Source organism: Aquiluna sp. Uisw_065 (assembly GCF_047731275.1).
In the GTDB taxonomy this organism is placed as follows: domain Bacteria; phylum Actinomycetota; class Actinomycetes; order Actinomycetales; family Microbacteriaceae; genus Aquiluna.
In genome coordinates this window covers 1,057,149-1,075,108 of sequence record NZ_CP159836.1, presented here as the reverse complement: position 1 = coordinate 1,075,108, position 17,960 = coordinate 1,057,149, and the positions used below count along the sequence as shown (strand labels likewise).

The window sequence follows — 17,960 nt, the reverse complement described above, 5'->3', positions numbered from 1 at the left end:
AGCCTAGCTGCTGACGGGCTTTCTACTCTTGCCACCACTTAGCTTCTTCGCCATGGAAGGGAACACAATTCCGTGCATAAACGAAACCAGCCACCAGTAAGCGTGTCCGGCAAGTCCGTGCGGGTGATAGTAGGCCTTTTGAACGAGCAAAGTTTTGCCGTCTTCGAGAGTGGAGACTTCAAATTCCAGCCAGGCGAGTCCAGGCATCTTCATTTCGGCTCGAAGCCGAAGCATGTGCTGTCTGTCAATTTTTTCAACTCTCCAGAAATCAAGAGCTTCGCCCTCCATAAGGGTTTCGGGGTCACGACGGCCTCTTCGAAGACCGACTCCGCCAATCACCAGATCCATGAGCCCACGTAGCTCCCAGGCCCAAGTGGCAGTTGAATATCCGTTTTTACCGCCGATTGCTTCGACTCGACTCCAAACTTTACTTACCGAATCAGTGGATACAAATTCGCGATGATCAACATACAGCGACCCTCCAGCCCAGCTCGGATCGGTTGAGAAGGGTTCTGAGGGGGTGCCCGGAAAAGACGCATTGCTCCATCTGGTTTCCACCTCCAAATCTTTTACTCGAGTTAGCGCCAGGCCAACAGCGCTTTTGAAGTCAGTCATGCCTCCCACGGCCTCGGGGATCAATTCCCTGATGCTGTTGTCTCTGGCAACCACATCGTGCTTCAGGGATGCCACCAAGCGCTTGGCAAGGGTCACTGGCACCGGGGTGACAAGCCCAACCCAACCCGATGCAAGCCTTGGGGTTAGAACAGGAAGCGGAATGATTATCCTCCTGCGTAATCCGGCCACTTGGGCGTAGAGCTGCATCATCTCCAGGTAAGTGAAAATCTCCGGACCACCGATGTCGAAGTCCTTGTTCATTTTCTTATCGAGGGTCGCGGAGCCCACTAGATATCGCAAAACATCCCGGATAGCTATCGGCTGGATTTTATTTAGTAGCCATTTCGGGGTGACCATGAAAGGCAAGCGCTCGGTTAGGTGCCTAAGCATTTCAAAAGAGGCGGACCCGGAACCTATGACAACCCCTGCTCGGAGCTCGATTGTAGGGACTCCAGACCCGCGGAGGATTTCACCGGTTTCTTCTCTGGCGGACATGTGAGGTGAAAGCTCGAAGTCATTTGAAATCATGCCACCCAGGTAAATAATTCTGGAGACATTTTTTTCTTTGGCCACCCTGCCAAAAACCTCAGCTAGCTGTCGCTCCATGAGTTCGAAGTCTTTGTCGACCATGAGGGCGTGCAGCAAATAATAGGCAAGATCGACACCCTCTAGCGCCTGAGCCAGCACCGCTGGGTCGGTGGCATCGCCTACTACAACCTCGACATTCTTTTGCCAGGGGTAATCAGTAATGCGTTGGGGGTCGCGGACTAGTACTCGAACTTTGTAATCGTGGCTCAGTAGCTCACGAATCAAGCGGCCGCCGATATACCCGGTGGCACCGGTAACAAGTACCTTGGCCGGCTTCCCACTTTTATTCTTGAGGGTTGCAAGATCTGAGGTTACGGTTTCTATCATTAAAATAACAACTTACTACCGACCAGTTTTGTTTCTAACCGAAGCGACCAGAAACGTAATCTTCGGTTTGCTGTTCGGTTGGGTTGGAAAAAACCTTTTCGGTTTTGTCGTATTCGATTAGCTTGCCGGGCAGACCGCTCCCCGCAATGTTGAAAAACGCGGTCATGTCAGAAATTCTTGAGGCCTGCTGCATATTGTGAGTGACAATCACAACGGTGAAGTGTTCTTTTAGTTCTACCGCAAGGTCTTCAATCGCTGCTGTCGAAATTGGGTCAAGTGCGGAAGTCGGCTCGTCCATCAAAATAACGTCCGGCTCCACCGCGATTGCCCTGGCGATACAAAGACGCTGCTGCTGACCACCAGAAAGTCCAGAGCCTGGTTTTTCTAAGCGGTCCTTGACTTCATTCCAAAGGTTTGCCCCCACAAGTGCTTTTTCGGTAATCTCCTCTGCCTCAGCTTTTGACATCCTGGAATTATTTAGCTTGTATCCGGAAAGGACATTGTCTTTGATTGACATGGTTGGGAATGGGTTTGGTCGCTGGAAGACCATTCCGACTTGCCTGCGCACTCGAACCGGATCAACATCTGGTCCGTAGACATCTTCGCCGTCCATCAGTAGTTGACCTTCAACCCTTGCGCCGGGGATAACCTCGTGCATGCGGTTCAGGGTCCTAATAAGCGTTGACTTCCCGCAACCGGAAGGACCGATAAAAGCGGTGATGGCTTTGGGCTCAATCACCATGCTCACGTCCTCAACAGCCAAGAAGGCCTTGTAATAGACATCTAGCGACTTTAGTTCAATGCGTTTTGACATTTTTTATCCCTTCGGAGAAAAGTATTTACTTATTAGACGGGCAACGAGATTTAGGACCATGACAATGAGCATCAATGTGAGAGCTCCAGCCCATGCCCTATCCACATAGGCCTGCATGTCCACACCCTGGTTCGCGTAGGAAGTGTAGACAAAAACAGGCAGCGTCATCATGCGCTCATCTAGTGGGTTGTAATTCATGGAAGCCGTAAATCCTGCGATCAGCAACAGCGGAGCTGTCTCTCCGATTACTCTCGCGATAGCTATCATGATGCCGGTTGCAATACCGGCTAGCGATGTTGGCAGCACAACTTTTAGCACCGTTAGCCACTTTGGAACCCCAAGCGCATAAGCTGCCTCGCGGAGCTCGTTTGGAACGATCTTTAGCATTTCCTCGGTAGCCCTTATGACAACCGGAATCATCAGGAGGCTTAGAGCGATCGCGCCGCCGAGTCCCATTCTGACGCCAGGACCAAAGAAGATTACAAAAAGCGCATAAGCAAAAAGGCCAGCCACAATCGAGGGAACTCCAGTCATGACATCGACGAAGAAGGTCACCAAACGAGCGACTGTTCCGCGGCCATATTCCACAAGGTAGATAGCGGCCATGATTCCAATGGGGACTGAAATAAGGGTTGCTATTCCGGTGATCTCGATTGTCCCGATGATTGCGTGCAGTGCGCCGCCGCCTTCACCGACAACATTTCGCATCGAGAAAGTAAAGAACTCGGCGTCAAACCTTGCTACTCCCTTGGTTACAACCGTGTAGGCGAGCGACAACAGCGGAATCAGTGCAAGCGAGAAAGCAGTGGAAACCATAATCGTTACCAAACGATCTTTTGCTTTTCTGACTCCTTCGATAACGCGTGAGATTACGTAGAGAGCAAGCGTGAAGCTAAGGAGTCCAAAAATCGCGACCGGAATAAAATTAATGTCCGCACTGTCGCTATTCGATGCAAGCAGAACCTGTAGTCCAAATGAAGCCAAGAAAAAGCCGACAAGCAATGATGGGGACAGCCACTTTGGCAAGTCTTGGGTTCCTCGGAAGCTTGAATTTAGCTGCGTCGTCATTAGTTGGCCCCCGAGAATTCTGCTCTGCGGCTTATGACCCAGCGGGCAATCATGTTGACAACCATGGTGATCGCGAACAGAACCAGCCCGGTCGCAATCAAAAGGTTCGTATAGTTCCCGCCGGCTTCTGGAAATTGCAGGGCGATGTTGGCCGCGATTGTGTTTGAGTTTGTTGAGGTTAAAACTGCGAAGGAGACAACGGCCGCAGGCGAAAGCACCATTGCCACTGCCATGGTTTCACCAAGTGCCCGGCCTAAACCGAGCATTGCGGCTGAGATGATTCCGGGACGACCAAATGGCAGCACTGCCATCTTGATCATTTCCCATCTGGTCGCTCCGAGAGCAAGAGCAGCTTCCTCGTGGAGCCTGGGGGTCTGCAAGAAGATTTCGCGAATAAGCGCCGCCATGATCGGCAGCACCATGATTGCAAGAACGATACCCACCGTCAGCATCGTTCTTCCGGTGGCAGAGACTTGCCCAGCAAATATCGGGATCCAGCCCAAGTTTTCATTTAGCCAATTGAAAGTTGGGCTTAGAAATGGCGCCAGCACCAAGATTCCCCAGAGACCATAAACCACGGAGGGGATAGCCGCCAGAAGGTCTACTGCGTAACCGAGTACCTGAGCAAATTTGCGGTTAGCGAAGTGTGAAATATAAAGTGCTATGCCGATCGCCAAGGGGGTAGCGATTGCCAACCCGATGACCGAGGCATAAACGGTCCCAAAAACAAATGGGAGAACGTAGCTGAAGAAACCCTCGGAGGCCGCATCGATTGGTGGTCCGGTAAAAGCTGGAACTGACTGCGCGAACAAGAAGGCAGCGACAGTAGCAAGAGTGGCAAGGATGCTGACACCCGCGAAAAAAGCTAGGTTTGCGAACACGACATCCCCGAGGCGTCGAACCACCTTCGGCTTAGTGTCGGTCATCATTTCCTTTTCTTAGATGTCTGTGTACAAAGTTAGTAAGTAAAACCCGGCCCAGGAAACCTAGGCCGGGTTTTATTAACCTACTGTTCAGTTACTTGATTGCGTCGATGATGGCCTGTGCCTTTGCACGAAGACCAGCAGAGATTGGTGCATTTCCAGCTGACTCTGCAGCTGCGTTCTGTCCTTCTTCTGAAACTAGGTACGAAGCCCAGGCGCGAACAAGTTCTGCCTGTGCGTCATCCGCGTAGTCGTTGCAACCCATTAGGTAGCTAACCAAAACGATTGGGTAAGCACCTGATGCTGTGGTGTTGCGGTCAATCTTGGTTGCCAAGTCGTATGACTCGCGTCCCTCAACTAGTGGTGATGCGTCAACCACTGCAGCAGCAGCTTCGGCTGAGTATGAAACGTAGTCAGTTCCTACCTTCACGGCGACGGTTCCTAGGTCTCCGGCGCGCGATGCGTCTGCATAACCGATTGTTCCGTTAGCACCAGTAACAGCGGAAACAACTCCCGAGGTACCCGGTGCGCTTTCGCCCTTGTACTCAGCTGGCCACGCTTCAATTGCGCCTACTGTCCAGACGTTCTCCGCAACCTTGGCTAGGTAGTCAGTGAAGTTCTTCGAGGTACCAGACTCGTCAGAGCGGTGAACCGCAGTGATCTGTAGGTCAGGAAGGGCTACACCTGGGTTTGCAGCGGCGATTGCTGCATCGTTCCACATTGTGATCTGGCCAGCAAAGATGCCGGCAACAGTTGCGCCATCCATGTTCAGACTTGAGATGCCATCAAGGTTGAAAATAACTGCGATCGGAGAAATCCAGATTGGGAACTCCCACGGCATTGTTCCGGCCTCACAACTAGGGAAAGCCTCAAGTAGTTCTTCGTCTTTCCAGTACGAGTCAGAACCGGTGAAGGAGGTTGCACCATCCATGAACTGAGCACGACCGGTACCAGAACCGGTTGGGTCATAGTTCACGGTCACACCAGGGTTTGCAATCTGGAAACCGGCAATCCATGCTTCTTGACCAGCGGCCATTGAAGATGCGCCAGAACCGTTCAGGGTTCCAGTTAGCTCAACAACTGTTTCTGTTGATTCGGAGGCAGCGCTTGTTGCGGTCTCTACGACCTCTTCGTTAGCTGCACAGCCCGCTAGCACCAGGGTGCTGACAGCAGCCAGGGCACCAAGCTTGAGAATGTTATACATGTATTACCTTTCCTTGTGGGTTTTGTTAGGCGAGAGCCAAGTTAGAAAGGGAATACAAACTTGGCTTGTAAACCAAGTAAACAGCTGATGAATTAAGCGCTAAGTTTTGCCTCTGATACCGCGGATTCCAGATAGATGCGCTCATAGGCGATGACCTTAGGACTACTGCCCGTGGTTACCCGCAACACGAAAAACTCTCCCGGTGACAAGGTTTTCTCGGCGGCAAGCGTCGGGGCAACATCTGTGGTGGCATATTTTGAAAAAGTCTCGATGATTGTTGGAAGTGCTGGGCGGTGAGTGCAGATGAGGGCGTTTTTCGTCTGACCAAAGGTGTCATCGATGACGTTCTTGGTTTTTCTAGGGCCGCGTTCATTTGCAAGCTCAGTGAGTTGAGAACGTTGAATCAAGGTTCGCTTTGACTTCTTGGAATAGGGAGCAACGGTCTGCTGACATCTAGTCCAAGGGCTTGTGACCAATCGTTTCGGGCCGTAAGCATCTAGCAGGTTCACCAGCCGTTTCGCCTGCTGTCGTCCTTCTGGGAGCAACGGTCTCTTGGCCTCCTCGCCCGCCCATGAAGCTCTCGGCGTCGCCGAAGTGTGGCGGAGAATTATCAGCCCTCTGGTTTCAAGCTCACCCTGATCGTAAAATTCGAGGGTTCTTGCCAGTAGCTCCCGGTCGTGGTCGTAGGTGAGTTGCTCCATGGCTCTTTTCGCTGTGACCCACTCGACTTTTTCGATTTCATCGTTGGGTGCGAACTTTGATTTGGCAATTGCGCTGTCTTTGACTTTGGAAACCCAATAGTGAACCTCTTTGGTTTCGCCTGAGGCCAGCTCATAATCGATGACCGCAAGCTTTCGACCAAGCCTGATTCTGAAGCCAGCTTCTTCCTCAACTTCTCTCACGGCAGTTTCCGGGAGTAGCTCTCCAGGGTCAACCTTGCCCTTGGGGAAGGTCCAATCCCTGTGCCTGGTTCGGAAGACCATGGCAAGTTCTATCTCGCCCTTTGACATTCTCCAACATACTGCACCGGCCGCATAGATGGTCATTACCTGGCCCCTTTTTTCAAGAGTGTCCGTGCCATTACTTCATCTTGCATATCAATTAGCGCTTCACCATCTTGATTCTTTGAATCCCGTCTCCAAATACCACTGGACTCCAGCTCCCAGATTGCGACCGTGCCTCCGACGGCAAGTTCCAAAAGATCGTTGAGCTCTTTTATCTGATCAGCTTGAGTTATTTTCACCAATGACTCAACTCGCCGATCGAGGTTGCGATGCATCATGTCAGCACTGCCAATAAAGACATCGGGGTCACCTGCGTTTTCGAAGAAGAACACTCGGCTGTGCTCGAGGTAGCGACCGAGCACGGATACGACCTTTATGTTTTCGCTTAGGCCCTGAATGCCAGGTTTTAGGGCACACATACCTCGCACCAAGATTTCGATGGAGACTCCAGCCATTGATGCGAAGTAGAGCTGGTCGATAATTTGCTCGTCTACCAGAGAGTTCAATTTCATTCGAATTTTGGCTGGCTTGCCATCTTCCTTATTGGTGATTTCGCGCTGGATTCTTTCGACAAGCCCCTCTCTGACTCCAACTGGAGAGGTCAAGATCGATGTGTAACCGGGCTCAGTCGAGAATCCTGAAAGCTGATTGAAGAGCTGAGTCAAGTCCGCGCCAACTGATTCTCTGGCTGTTAGAAGCCCTAAGTCCTCGTAATACCGAGCGGTTTTGGGGTTGTAGTTTCCGGTTCCTATGTGGCAATAGCGCCGGAGTTTGTCGCCCTCTTGTCGTATCACGAGTGAGAGCTTGCAGTGAGTCTTGAGTCCAACAATCCCGTAGACAACGTGTACTCCTGCTGCTTCTAGTTTTCTTGCCCAGGCGATGTTGTTTTTTTCATCAAATCGAGCTTTGATTTCCACCAGCGCCAAAACCTGCTTACCCGCCTCCGCGGCATCTATCAGGGCATCTACTACCGGAGAGTCTCCAGAGGTGCGGTAAAGAGTTTGTTTTATTGCCAACACTTGGGGGTCCTCAGCGGCTTGCTCCAAAAACGCCTGAGTGCTTGTAGCAAAGCTCTCGTAGGGGTGGTGAACTAAAACTTCTCGCTTGCGAAGAGCCGCGAAAATATCCGCAGCTTCGTCCTCGTCGGCCTCTAAGTGGGGGCTGGTGGTAATCGAGTGCGGCTCAAAATGTAGTTCTGGCCGCTTTAGAAAGGCGATTGCTATAAGCCCCGTAAGGTCCAAGGGCTCTGGCAGGTGATAAACATCGGTGTTGGAAATATCGAGTTCTCGCTGCAGCAGGCTGAGTATTTGAGAGTCGATGTTTTCTGCAACCTCGAGGCGAACCGGTGGACCAAATCTTCTACGAAGCAGTTCTTTTTCTAGCTGAACCAAGAGATTCTCGCCTTCGTCCTCATCTACCTCAAGGTCTTCGTTTCTAGTGACTCGGAAAATGTGGTGCTGAGTGACTTCCATTCCGGGGAAAAGCTCGCCTAGAAATTGGCCCATTATCTCTTCCAGCGGCACGTAACTGGATTCCGAACCCGGGACCGGCACGAAGCGTGGCAACAGCGATGGAACTTTTACTCGGGCGAAGTGTTCTGAGTCTGTCTTTGGGTTCCGAAGCGAGACCGCGAGGTTTAGAGAAAGGCCAGATATGTATGGAAAAGGATGAGCTGGGTCAACAGCGAGCGGAGTCAAAACCGGGAACACTTGATTGGTGAAATATTCGTGAAGCGCGTCATGCTGTGGTTCGGACAGAGTCGACCACTGCACAACATCGATGCCGTTGACTCTGAGCTCTTGAGAAATTTCGGTTGCAAACAATTCCGCATGGCGCGACTGCAGGTCCCTGGTTCTGTCAGAAATACGCTGCAAAACCTCCTGAGGGCTCAGGCCTGAAGCTGATTGAACTGCGATACCGGTCGCGATTCTTCTTTTGAGTGAAGCAACCCTGACCATGAAGAACTCATCGAGGTTGGAGGCAAAAATGCTTAGGAAGTGGACACGTTCCAAAAGCGGCAGTGATTTATCTTCGGCGAGCTCCAAGACACGCTGATTGAACTCCAGCCAGCTCAATTCGCGATCTAGAAAGCGACCCTGAGGAAGATCCGGTTGCGAATCTGGCTGAAAAATTATTTGTGTTTCTTCTGACATGGGCCTAATCCTTACAGCTGCGGGTTAGCAGCAGGTGAACTTATATCGGCTTCTTGTCGCTCAGGGTCCAATCGGTAGCCGACATTTCTAACGGTGCCAATCAAGGACTCGTGCTCCCCGAGCTTGGAACGAAGGCGCCTTATGTGGACATCCACGGTCCTGGTGCCCCCGAAGTAGTCATAACCCCAAACTTCGCTGAGGAGCTGCTCTCGGGTGAATACCCGTCCTGGATTTTCGTTCAAGTGACGAAGCAATTCGAATTCTTTGAATGTTAGGTCTAGCGTCTGGCCAGCCATCTTTGCGACATAGCTATCAAGGTTGATCACCAGTCCCGTTTCTTGGTTTAGAGCCGGTGCTGTTGCCTGCTTTGCATCGAGCAAAATTCGCAATCTCGCATCGACTTCCGCGAGGCTTGCACCTTCCAAAACAAAGTCATGCAGTCCCCATTCGGCGTTTACTGCCGCAAGTACGCTCTCGTTCGCAACCAGCATCAGGGGCTTGGTCCAGCCGGCGGCGCTCAAAATTCTCGCAACAGATTTTGCGCCCATAAGGTCGTGTCTGCAATCCAGCAAAACCAAGTCGTGTCTGGGCGATTCCGAGAGGCTTTGCGGGTCAAATGTGACTTGAATCAACTGATGTCCGAGAGCGTCAAGGGCGCCTAGGGGGCTGGTTCCCGCGGGCGAAATGCACAGGACAATAGCCATGTCAACACCCTTCGTTTAGCCAAATGATAGCCCGAATTTAAGCTGTTTTGGGTAGAGTTTGAGTCGTGAGTAGGCAGTGGTTGCAGATTGCAGCGATTTGGGCGGGTGTCCTGATCGCAGGGATTGTCGCCCTGTTTGGTTATTCGGATGATCGGCTCTACACGGCATTTGCTGCAATAGCCGGATCCGCCATTGCCCTTGTTAGTCTCGAGCACTTGTTCTCAAGAAAAGCCAAAGACACCGTTAGGCAGCAAATTTATGTCTCAACCGGAACCGTCTCAATCCTCGGTCTTCTGACGCTGATTGCATTGGTCAGATAGACTCTGAACATGTTGTTGGCAATCGAAATATTTTTCACGGGCCTATTAGTATTGGCCACAATCGCTATCGCCGGTGTATCGGCGTTGGTGGTCTTCAAGTTGTTCAAGGGCCAGAGCTAATTTGTTCGTTCTCCCCGACGACTTACCAATAGCGCTTACTCCTTTTACCTTCCTGATTGGAACCTGGAGCGGCTCTGGAGTGGTCAGCTATCCAGTTGAGGGAACCGCTACAACTGAAATCGAATTTTTCCAAAGGGTCGAATTCACCCCTTTGACCACTGGGAAACTTGAATACCGCTCAATTGTGTCGGACTCCAAGGGCGGCCTAATTATCCAAGAGCAGGGTTACTGGATGCTTGCGCAAATAAGCACCGCGGACCAACCCGGACCCGGTCTTTTGCCCGGAACCGGGAAGCCCATAATTGAAACTCGTGACGATTTGGAGTTACTCAGAAACGTCAACGATGGCTTTGAAATCGAAGCAATCATCACCAATTCGGACTCTGTTTCCGAGCTCTACTTCGGCCAGATAAAGGGTGCAAGAGTCGACATCGCAACTGACGCAGTTCTAAGGTCGCCTAATTCTAAGGAATACACGGCGGGCCAACGCATGTTCGGACTGGTAGATGGTGCTCTACTTTGGGCATGGGACATGGCGGCCATCGGCAGCCCTTTACGGTCCCACGCATCGGCGAGATTGGAGAAGCAGGTTGACTGACCACTACGGCAACCCTCTTCTTGAGCAGCGCAAGCTTTTGTCGCATGACGCATTCGTTGAGCGAACTGATCAGCGGGTTTTTGAAGTAAATGGGCCGGATGCGAAGAGCTGGCTGCACTCGCTGTTATCGCAGAACATCATGAATCTAAAAGATGGGCAAAGCGCCGAGGCACTCCTGCTAACGCCGCAGGGAAGAATCGAGCACCAGCTAAAAATAATTGCCACTGAAGCTGGCGTCTCAATCATCACCGCCGCAGACCACCTGGAGCCTTTGATTGCTTGGCTTCGAAAAATGGTTTTCCGATCAAAGGTTGAGATAACTGAGCGTGCGGACCTGAAGGTAATCGGCGGGTTCTTTATCCGGGAGGGCTTGTGCTGGATCGACAAGTTTGACGGTGAGCCAGTCGGTTCGGTACGTTATGCCGCAAACCGGGCCGAATTTCCCTACCGCGAGTACTTGCTGGAAGACGCCCCGACTGACCTTGTGCCATCCGGGCTATTGGCCTATGAGGCTCTCCGCATCAGCGTCGGTCGACCGGAGATAAAAGACGTTGACGATCGCTCTTTACCTCACGAGTTTGACTGGCTCTCTTCGGCTGTTCACCTAAGCAAAGGTTGCTACCGAGGCCAAGAGGCCGTTGCAAAGGTCCATAATCTAGGTCGTCCTCCAAGAAGGTTGATTATCTTGAACCTTGAGCAGGGCGATGTTTTGGCAAGCAAAGATGACAAAGTTTTTTACCAAGAAAAAGAAGTCGGCAAAGTCGTCGCGGGTGCTCTCCACTACGAAACCGGGTCGTTAGCCCTGGCGCTAGTGAATCGAAATACTCCTTACCTTGACCTGTTCATCGAATCTGGTAGCTTCCGTGTCTCTGCCATGCAAGAAGTCCTAGTGCCTCACGACGCTGGAAAGGCGGCGGATCTTCCAAGGCCCGCGGCCTTCAAGCTCACCGGCCGGAAATGAACCGATTTGTAATTAGGTTCTCCTTCGCCAGGGTTAGAGATTCATTTTGGACAATCGGGCAAATAGTCCTTGCTGCGCTGTCTTCCTATCTCTTCGCACGCTATGTTCTCGGCCACCAAGTGCCATTATTGGCGGTCACGGTGGCCATCTCTTCACTGGGTTTCAGTCGTGACACCAAGCCCAAGCAGGTTTTGCTCACGGCCATAGCTATGTTCTCGGGAGTTGTTCTAAGCGAAACCCTCCTTCAAACCTTCGGCAGCGGGGCTGTGCAGTTAGCGGTTGCAATACTGCTTGCTCTAATGATCGCGAGACTCTTCACGTCTAACCCGGCTTTTACAATAACCGTTGCGATTCAGGCCGTTTTGGTCCAGTTGATGCAGACTCCAGTTACCGGTATCTACTCTCGGGCGATTGATGGTTTGATTGGCGGAGCCATTGCCCTGATCTTTGTATCACTAATGCCACGCAATCCAATCAAGTTGGCCAGACAAGACTCAAAGGCTTTGTTTCTGGTGTTTAGAAACACGCTTTCAACCGTTGCGACAGTGCTGAGATCTCCAAACGCTGATTTAGCCGATCAGGCTCTCACCGACATTCGCAAAACTCAGCCCTTGGTCGACAACTGGCAAAGCTCGCTGGAAAGCGCGCTTGCGATCAGCAAGATTTCTCCGTTTTATCGTTGGACCACAAGGGAGATCAGTCAGCAATGGCAGGTCGCCGCGGGCATGGATTTGGCCACCAGAAACCTTAGGGTCCTGACCAGGCGAGTTCATTTTTTAATCAAGGACGAAAAACCACGGCCTCAACTTGCTGATTTAGTGGGAAAGATAATCATTGCTACCGAGTTACTTGAGCAAACCTCCGATGATTTTTCAGTAACGCAAAAGGCCAAGAAGTATCTGAGAAAAATTCCACCCAGCTTGAGCCCAACGGTTTTTGATCCACCCCTGACGATCTCAGAAAGCGCTCTGCTTCTGGAAATTAGGCCACTCTTCGTGGACCTTGCTGTTGCAGCTGGCATAGCCGCAGACCAGGCCAGGTCGCTGCTGCCTAAGGTTGACTAAGCTCTTCCGTATGACCTACGACCTGATCTTGCTGCGACACGGCAATTCGACATGGAACCAGAAAAACCTCTTCACTGGATGGGTGGATGTTGATTTGACTGACCAGGGGAGACAGGAAGCCAGAAGCGCCGGAGAGCTCATCGAGGCTTCTGGGCTAAAGCCAGATATTCTCTACACTTCGGTCCTAAAGCGAGCGATAAATACCGCTCACATCGCCCTCGATCAAATGGACCGAAACTGGATCGAAACTCTGCGCTCTTGGAGATTGAACGAGAGGCACTATGGGGCTCTGCAGGGGTTAGATAAAGCCGAGACTTTGGAAAAATACGGCCCGGAGCAATTCCAGATATGGCGAAGGGGCTTTGATTCTCCGCCTCCGGCGATTGCCGAAAATTCTCAATACTCCCAGGCTCACGATGAGCGTTATAAAGACCTCGGAAAAGATTTACCGGACACCGAGTGCCTGAAAGATGTCTTAGTAAGAATGCTTCCCTACTGGGAGAGCGACATCGCTAAATCTCTTAGAGAAAACAAGACGGTTTTGGTCACCGCACACGGCAACTCTCTTCGGGCGCTGGCCAAGCACTTAGACGGCATTGGCGATGATGAAATTACCGATCTGAACATCCCAACCGGAGTTCCGCTTTACTACCAGCTTGATGCAGACCTTCAGCCAGTTGAACCGGGTGGTCGTTATCTAGATCCTGAAGCGGCTAAGGCTGGAGCTGATGCAGTCGCATCACAGGGAAAGCACTAACTATGTTCTTGCCAGTCTCCAGTTTGCAGAAAGCTCACCTTGGATGAAATGTCCACAACGTGGTCGGCAAATCGCTCGAAGTAACGGGACGCCAGTGTTACGTCAACCGTGAACATGGCATTTTCGGACCAATCTGGACCCAGCACGACGTCGAAGACTTTTCTGTGAAGTAGATCCACTGCCTCGTCCTCGGCCTGAATCTCACGAGCCAAGTCAACATCGGTATCCCTTAGCAAGATAATTACCTTGTCGGCAAGTTTCAGATTCAGCCGTGCCATCTCTTCGAAGGTGCCACGAAGGGAATCGGGGACCGCGGAGCCGGGGTAACGGTAGCGGGCGATTGCGGCGATGTGTGAAGCAAGTGAGCCCATGCGCTCTATGGAAGCGCTCATTCGAAGTGCTGACACCAAAATTCGCAGATCTCTTGCAACCGGCGATTGAGTCGCCAAAATCTTTATCACAAGCTCATCAAGGTCCAAAGCGCGTTCTTCGTTGGCGTCGGTCAACGCAAGAGCTTCATCGGCCAGCGAAACATCGCTAGTTAGAAACGCCGTTGAGGCCTTTTGCATGATTATGCGGGCATTTTTCGCCAGGTCGACCAGACGGGTCTGGACTTCAATCAGTTCCTGCTGGAATACTGCACGCATTTTTTCCTAACTGCTTCATAATTTCTTGAAAGATGCCCGAGTGTCCCACCGCTATTCAAATTTCAGATTAACTTCGAACTAATCGGGGGGAAACTAGCGCTTATAAATAGAAATTTACACCTAGTCTTAAGACAAAGCCGGTTGTTTACTTGGTAAACACAACATTAGGAAGAACTCTTGGGCATTCTTGGCAACAGAAAAGTGGACCAGGCCGACGCTCGTCAGGTTGATGCTTTCGAGATTGTGGCGGCTCAGGTCGTCGATGTCCTCGCAACCGCGGGAGTGGTGTTGGATGAGCGGAACATGGTTTTGCGAGCATCGCCCGGGGCTATTCAATTTGGACTGGTTCAAAATAGACACTTGATTCACTCGGCCCTGGTTGGTCTGGTCGAAGAGGCCAGGTCAACGTCGGGAGCCGCTGAACAAGAACTTCAGATCGAAGCTGGTCTCCGGCGAGAACAGCTTTGGGTGCATGCACGCGCTGCCAAGTTCGGCGATCGCTATGTCATGTTGTTAGTCGACGACCGAACCGAGGCAAAGCGATTGGAAGTAACCAGAAGAGATTTCGTAGCGAACGTGTCCCATGAGCTCAAAACCCCAATTGGAGCAATAAGCCTTCTAACCGAGGCGATTGCAGGTGCTCAGGATGACCCGGATACCATCAAGAAATTCTCTGCCTCACTTCAGAAGGAAGCGGCCCGGCTTGGCAGCCTGGTTCAGGAGCTGATGCAGCTGTCCAGAGTGCAAGGCGCAAATCTTTCTGACACCGCTGTCGAGCTTGATTTGGCTCTGGTCATCAACGATGCGGTAGATCGTAATCAGGTGCTCGCCGAGCAGCGTGGAGTGAAGCTAGTAACCAATGCGAAGAAGGGCTCTCGTATGGTTGGAGACTACGAAATGCTCACCACTGCGGTTCGAAACTTGGTCGAAAACGCCATCGCGTATTCAGACAAAGGGTCTCAAGTTGGAATCGGGCTAAAGGAAGTTGGTGGAGTGGCGGAAATCGCGGTCACCGACTCCGGTATTGGAATCTCAGAGGACGATCAAGAGCGCATATTCGAACGGTTCTATCGCGTCGACCCGTCGCGGTCTAGAGATACTGGTGGCTCGGGCCTGGGGCTCTCGATCGTTAAGCATGCGGCGTCAAACCACAAGGGCGATGTCAGATTATTTTCAAAAGAGGGCGTCGGAAGCACTTTCACGCTTAGGTTACCCATTCAAGACAGGGAGACAAATTGACCAGAGTTTTAGTTGTTGAGGACGAGCAAAACCTTCGGGAACCTCTTGTTTATCTTTTGCAAAAAGAGGGGTACGACGTCATTGAGGCCGAGGACGGACGCAGTGCCATTGACATCTTCTTCAGCTTGGGTGCCGACTTGGTGCTTTTGGATCTCATGCTCCCGGGGGTAAACGGCAACGAGGTCTGCAGGGCAATCCGGGCCGAGAGCCAGGTCCCAATAATCATGATTACCGCTAAGGATTCTGAAATAGACAAGGTTGTAGGGCTCGAAATTGGTGCCGATGACTACGTTACGAAACCTTATTCATCCCGAGAACTGCTCGCGAGAATGAAGGCTGTTCTTAGACGAGGAACCGAAACCGCCACGATTTCCACCGGCTTAATCAAGGCGGGTCCGGTTGAAATGGATCTCGAGCGCCACACGGTTACAGTCAACGGTGAACGAATTCAGATGCCGCTCAAGGAATTCGAGCTCCTTGAGCTGCTAATGGAAAACGTCAACCGTGTGCTAACCCGAGGTCAAATTATTGACCGAGTTTGGGGCTCAAATTACTTTGGTGACACAAAAACTCTGGATGTTCACGTGAAGAGAATTAGATCAAAGATCGAAGAAGATCCGGCCAGGCCCGTTCATCTGACAACCGTCCGAGGTCTGGGATACAAGTTCGAGGCGTAGTTTTTTTAGTCCAGAAGCTCAAGAAATGGGCGGTACTCCTCAAGGGAGCCGTCGAGCACTGGAACAGCTAGTTGTATCGGGCTCTTTCCGTCGCTCACAAAAATAGTGTGCATCGATCCTGGTCCCTCGGCAATTTCCAACAGAATTCCGAGATTGCCACCGTAGCCAAGGTCGTACTTGGCTTTGGGCCCTACTTCGAATTCGTAGACGGTTCGATTGTTGTCTTGATCAACAGTCTGAATATTTGCGCTGATAGCGGTATCGGAACTGTTAACAAAAGAGCCAATAAGAACTGCCTGAGGTCCTTCGGATTTGATGAACAGCAGGTTTCTTGCCTTCAAGCTTCCAATGTCACTAACAACCCCATCGCTGGGAGAGTAGGGGTCTAGCGAGGATACGTTCCTGCTCAACGAGCAACCGGAAAGTGCAACGACGGTTAGAACCGTGGCCAAAAGGGCAGTTAATTTCTTGATTTGCAAGGGACCTCCGCATTAGCTAACGCCTAAAGTCTAGCCTAGGTAATTGGCGGGAACTGTGGTAAAATAAGGGCTTTGAAGCCGAGAGAAGTGTATGAAGTTTGAAGTTGGCGAAACAGTTGTTTATCCCCACCACGGTGCCGCAGAAATTATCGAAGTTTCGAAAAAAACCGTTCGCGGTGAATCCCAAACCTATCTAAAGCTTCGAGTGGCTCAAGGTGATTTGATTATCCAGGTTCCAGCGGCAAACGTAGAAATGGTCGGCGTAAGAGACGTAATTGATAAAAAGGGCGTCAAGCAGGTCTTTGATGTGCTGAGAGCCGAGTTTGTCGAGGAACCAACTAACTGGTCTAGGCGCTATAAGGCGAACTTAGAAAAGCTAGCTTCTGGCGATGTTGTAAAGGTTTCCGAGGTAGTTCGCGACCTATGGCGTCGTGACCAGGACCGAGGCTTGAGTGCTGGTGAGAAGCGAATGTTGGCCAAGGCAAGACAGATTCTTATTTCGGAGCTTGCCCTTGCACGCAAGGTCGATGAGGAAAAGGCGTCTGCTGAGCTTGACAAGGTATTGGCAAGCTAACAAATGACCGTAGCGGTGGTGTTGGTCTCTGCCGGCAAGGGCGCAAGGCTTGGGGCATCAGTTCCAAAGGCTGTGGTGTCGGTAGCCGGGAAGACCTTATTAGAGCTTTCCTTGATGCACATTTCGGAATTCAAGCCGGACCAGCTGATTGTGGTCGCGCCAGAGGGCCTGACGGCTGAGTTCGAAAGACTAACGTCCAAATTCTTCCTGGATTTCAAAGTCGTGACTGGTGGCAGTACGAGACAAAAGTCCGTGGCCGCCGGCATGAAAGAAGTGACATCCGATTTTGTTCTGGTGCACGATGCTGCTCGGGCTTTCACTCCAAAAGAGGTGTTTGACCGCGTAAAAGGGGCGCTCGAGTGGGCGGATTGCGTTGTCCCAACAATTAAGCTTTCGGACACCGTAAAGCAGGTGAATGATCACTGGGTCGATAAGACCGTTGATCGCAACCAGCTCAGACTTGTGCAAACCCCTCAAGGGTTCAGAGTTTCGACCCTAAGAGATGGCCTAAGTAGGGCAATTGCAGACTTTACGGATGAAGCGGGGCTTCTCGAGTCCATAGGGGTGCCTACCGCGGTAGTCGATGGCCACGAGCACGGCTTCAAGGTGACTACTCCTTCCGACCTTGAGCGCGCCCGCGCAATCTTTGCAGATGTTCGCTCTGGAATTGGAGTTGATGCGCACCAGTTCAGTGAATCGGGGACGCTGATGTTGGGCTGCCTGGAATGGCCCGAATATCGTTTGCTTTCTGGGCACAGCGATGGAGATGCAGTGGCCCACGCGATCGTGGATGCGCTTCTTGCCGCCGCCAGCCTAGGAGACATTGGCTCTAATTTTGGAACTGATAGACCCGAGTACCAAGGAGCTAGCGGCGAGCTTTTCTTGAGAGAAGCCCTTAGGTTGCTGTCCGATGCCGGTTTCGAACCGGCCAACGTTTCAGTGCAGGTGGTTGCGGATGAGCCAAAAATCGGTCCGAGGCGATTGGAAATTGAGCAACACCTGAGCCTAATAATTGGGGCTCCTGTCTCTGTATTAGCTACCACGACTGACGGACTTGGTTTCTTGGCGGACTCAAGGGGAATAGCCGCTGTGGCAACCTCTCTCGTGAGAATGCGTGGCTAGGC

At 51.6% G+C, this 17,960-nt stretch carries 19 protein-coding genes; 9 read left to right on the top strand and 10 right to left on the bottom strand.

Translation table 11 applies throughout. From position 1 onward, the window contains the following. Positions 1–3: 3 nt before the first annotated feature. From ABXT50_RS05395 to ABXT50_RS05360, 8 genes are all read right to left on the bottom strand, one after another. Positions 4–1,530: an SDR family oxidoreductase gene (locus tag ABXT50_RS05395; protein ID WP_415273858.1), complete on the bottom strand. Its 1,527-nt coding sequence runs from the start codon at positions 1,528–1,530 to the stop codon at positions 4–6. A gap of 34 nt (positions 1,531–1,564) precedes the next feature. Next, entirely contained in the window at positions 1,565–2,344 is a 780-nt protein-coding gene (pstB, locus tag ABXT50_RS05390; protein WP_415273857.1) for a phosphate ABC transporter ATP-binding protein PstB, read from the bottom strand. Between the two features lie 3 nt (positions 2,345–2,347). After that, the gene (pstA, locus tag ABXT50_RS05385) at positions 2,348–3,412 is read right to left on the bottom strand and encodes a phosphate ABC transporter permease PstA (protein ID WP_415273856.1); all 1,065 of its coding nucleotides are present in this window, start codon (positions 3,410–3,412) and stop codon (positions 2,348–2,350) included. Beyond that, positions 3,412–4,338 carry a phosphate ABC transporter permease subunit PstC gene (pstC, locus tag ABXT50_RS05380; protein WP_415274818.1) on the bottom strand — a complete coding sequence of 309 codons (927 nt, stop codon included), beginning with the start codon at positions 4,336–4,338 and terminating at the stop codon, positions 3,412–3,414. The genes pstA and pstC overlap by 1 nt, the downstream gene beginning before the upstream one ends. Positions 4,339–4,429: 91 nt before the next feature. Then, complete coding sequence (gene pstS / locus ABXT50_RS05375) at positions 4,430–5,539, bottom strand: phosphate ABC transporter substrate-binding protein PstS (RefSeq protein WP_415273855.1); 1,110 nt, start codon at positions 5,537–5,539, stop codon at positions 4,430–4,432. A 92-nt stretch (positions 5,540–5,631) separates the two neighbouring features. Further along, the gene (locus tag ABXT50_RS05370; protein ID WP_415273854.1) at positions 5,632–6,549 is read right to left on the bottom strand and encodes an NUDIX hydrolase; all 918 of its coding nucleotides are present in this window, start codon (positions 6,547–6,549) and stop codon (positions 5,632–5,634) included. A 35-nt stretch (positions 6,550–6,584) separates the two neighbouring features. Further along, a complete protein-coding gene (locus ABXT50_RS05365; RefSeq protein ID WP_415273853.1) occupies positions 6,585–8,696 on the bottom strand; it encodes an RNA degradosome polyphosphate kinase in 2,112 nt (703 codons plus the stop codon). Between the two features lie 11 nt (positions 8,697–8,707). Then, positions 8,708–9,400 (bottom strand): winged helix-turn-helix transcriptional regulator, encoded by a 693-nt coding sequence (locus ABXT50_RS05360; protein ID WP_415273852.1) that lies wholly within the window; start codon positions 9,398–9,400, stop codon positions 8,708–8,710. A 65-nt stretch (positions 9,401–9,465) separates the two neighbouring features. Between ABXT50_RS05360 and ABXT50_RS05355 the strand changes: the two genes are divergently transcribed. The 5 genes from ABXT50_RS05355 (at position 9,466) to ABXT50_RS05335 (ending at position 13,220) form a co-directional block, all read left to right on the top strand. Beyond that, positions 9,466–9,720, top strand: a complete 255-nt coding sequence (locus ABXT50_RS05355) for a hypothetical protein (RefSeq protein ID WP_415273851.1) — start codon at positions 9,466–9,468, stop codon at positions 9,718–9,720. 121 nt (positions 9,721–9,841) lie between these two features. Then, the gene (locus tag ABXT50_RS05350) at positions 9,842–10,438 is read left to right on the top strand and encodes an FABP family protein (RefSeq protein ID WP_415273850.1); all 597 of its coding nucleotides are present in this window, start codon (positions 9,842–9,844) and stop codon (positions 10,436–10,438) included. Further along, positions 10,431–11,399 (top strand): YgfZ/GcvT domain-containing protein, encoded by a 969-nt coding sequence (locus tag ABXT50_RS05345; protein ID WP_415273849.1) that lies wholly within the window; start codon positions 10,431–10,433, stop codon positions 11,397–11,399. The genes ABXT50_RS05350 and ABXT50_RS05345 overlap by 8 nt, the downstream gene beginning before the upstream one ends. Further along, on the top strand, positions 11,396–12,463 hold the full coding sequence (locus tag ABXT50_RS05340; RefSeq protein ID WP_415273848.1) for an FUSC family protein: 1,068 nt from the start codon (positions 11,396–11,398) through the stop codon (positions 12,461–12,463). Before ABXT50_RS05345 ends, ABXT50_RS05340 begins: the two co-directional genes overlap by 4 nt. A gap of 10 nt (positions 12,464–12,473) precedes the next feature. Continuing rightward, a complete protein-coding gene (locus ABXT50_RS05335; protein WP_415273847.1) occupies positions 12,474–13,220 on the top strand; it encodes a phosphoglyceromutase in 747 nt (248 codons plus the stop codon). On the opposite strand, the gene phoU is transcribed toward ABXT50_RS05335, so the two are convergent. Continuing rightward, on the bottom strand, positions 13,217–13,867 hold the full coding sequence (gene phoU, locus ABXT50_RS05330; protein ID WP_415273846.1) for a phosphate signaling complex protein PhoU: 651 nt from the start codon (positions 13,865–13,867) through the stop codon (positions 13,217–13,219). The genes ABXT50_RS05335 and phoU overlap by 4 nt on opposite strands. A 177-nt stretch (positions 13,868–14,044) precedes the next feature. Here phoU and ABXT50_RS05325 point away from each other — a divergent pair, with 177 nt between their 5' ends. Both ABXT50_RS05325 and ABXT50_RS05320 read left to right on the top strand, forming a co-directional pair. Further along, entirely contained in the window at positions 14,045–15,106 is a 1,062-nt protein-coding gene (locus tag ABXT50_RS05325) for a sensor histidine kinase (protein ID WP_415273845.1), read from the top strand. Then, the gene (locus ABXT50_RS05320) at positions 15,103–15,783 is read left to right on the top strand and encodes a response regulator (protein WP_415273844.1); all 681 of its coding nucleotides are present in this window, start codon (positions 15,103–15,105) and stop codon (positions 15,781–15,783) included. The genes ABXT50_RS05325 and ABXT50_RS05320 overlap by 4 nt, the downstream gene beginning before the upstream one ends. A gap of 5 nt (positions 15,784–15,788) precedes the next feature. Here ABXT50_RS05320 and ABXT50_RS05315 read toward each other — a convergent pair whose 3' ends face one another. After that, positions 15,789–16,262 (bottom strand): hypothetical protein, encoded by a 474-nt coding sequence (locus tag ABXT50_RS05315; RefSeq protein ID WP_415273843.1) that lies wholly within the window; start codon positions 16,260–16,262, stop codon positions 15,789–15,791. 91 nt (positions 16,263–16,353) lie between these two features. Between ABXT50_RS05315 and ABXT50_RS05310 the strand changes: the two genes are divergently transcribed. Further along, complete coding sequence (locus tag ABXT50_RS05310) at positions 16,354–16,836, top strand: CarD family transcriptional regulator (RefSeq protein ID WP_415273842.1); 483 nt, start codon at positions 16,354–16,356, stop codon at positions 16,834–16,836. 3 nt (positions 16,837–16,839) lie between these two features. Next, entirely contained in the window at positions 16,840–17,958 is a 1,119-nt protein-coding gene (gene ispD, locus ABXT50_RS05305) for a 2-C-methyl-D-erythritol 4-phosphate cytidylyltransferase (protein WP_415273841.1), read from the top strand. The last annotated feature ends 2 nt before the right edge of the window (positions 17,959–17,960 follow it).

Excerpts from the sequence above, each read along its gene's own strand:
- pstA (WP_415273856.1), bottom strand. The coding sequence starts at position 3,412 with ATGACGACGCAGCTAAATTCAAGCTTCCGAGGAACCCAAGACTTGCCA.
- ABXT50_RS05365 (WP_415273853.1), bottom strand. The coding sequence starts at position 8,696 with ATGTCAGAAGAAACACAAATAATTTTTCAGCCAGATTCGCAACCGGAT.
- pstC (WP_415274818.1), bottom strand. The coding sequence starts at position 4,338 with ATGACCGACACTAAGCCGAAGGTGGTTCGACGCCTCGGGGATGTCGTG.
- ispD (WP_415273841.1), top strand. The coding sequence starts at position 16,840 with ATGACCGTAGCGGTGGTGTTGGTCTCTGCCGGCAAGGGCGCAAGGCTT.
- pstS (WP_415273855.1), bottom strand. The coding sequence starts at position 5,539 with ATGTATAACATTCTCAAGCTTGGTGCCCTGGCTGCTGTCAGCACCCTG.
- ABXT50_RS05310 (WP_415273842.1), top strand. The coding sequence starts at position 16,354 with ATGAAGTTTGAAGTTGGCGAAACAGTTGTTTATCCCCACCACGGTGCC.
- phoU (WP_415273846.1), bottom strand. The coding sequence starts at position 13,867 with ATGCGTGCAGTATTCCAGCAGGAACTGATTGAAGTCCAGACCCGTCTG.
- ABXT50_RS05340 (WP_415273848.1), top strand. The coding sequence starts at position 11,396 with ATGAACCGATTTGTAATTAGGTTCTCCTTCGCCAGGGTTAGAGATTCA.
- ABXT50_RS05360 (WP_415273852.1), bottom strand. The coding sequence starts at position 9,400 with ATGGCTATTGTCCTGTGCATTTCGCCCGCGGGAACCAGCCCCCTAGGC.
- ABXT50_RS05370 (WP_415273854.1), bottom strand. The coding sequence starts at position 6,549 with ATGTCAAAGGGCGAGATAGAACTTGCCATGGTCTTCCGAACCAGGCAC.
- ABXT50_RS05395 (WP_415273858.1), bottom strand. The coding sequence starts at position 1,530 with ATGATAGAAACCGTAACCTCAGATCTTGCAACCCTCAAGAATAAAAGT.
- pstB (WP_415273857.1), bottom strand. The coding sequence starts at position 2,344 with ATGTCAAAACGCATTGAACTAAAGTCGCTAGATGTCTATTACAAGGCC.
- ABXT50_RS05335 (WP_415273847.1), top strand. The coding sequence starts at position 12,474 with ATGACCTACGACCTGATCTTGCTGCGACACGGCAATTCGACATGGAAC.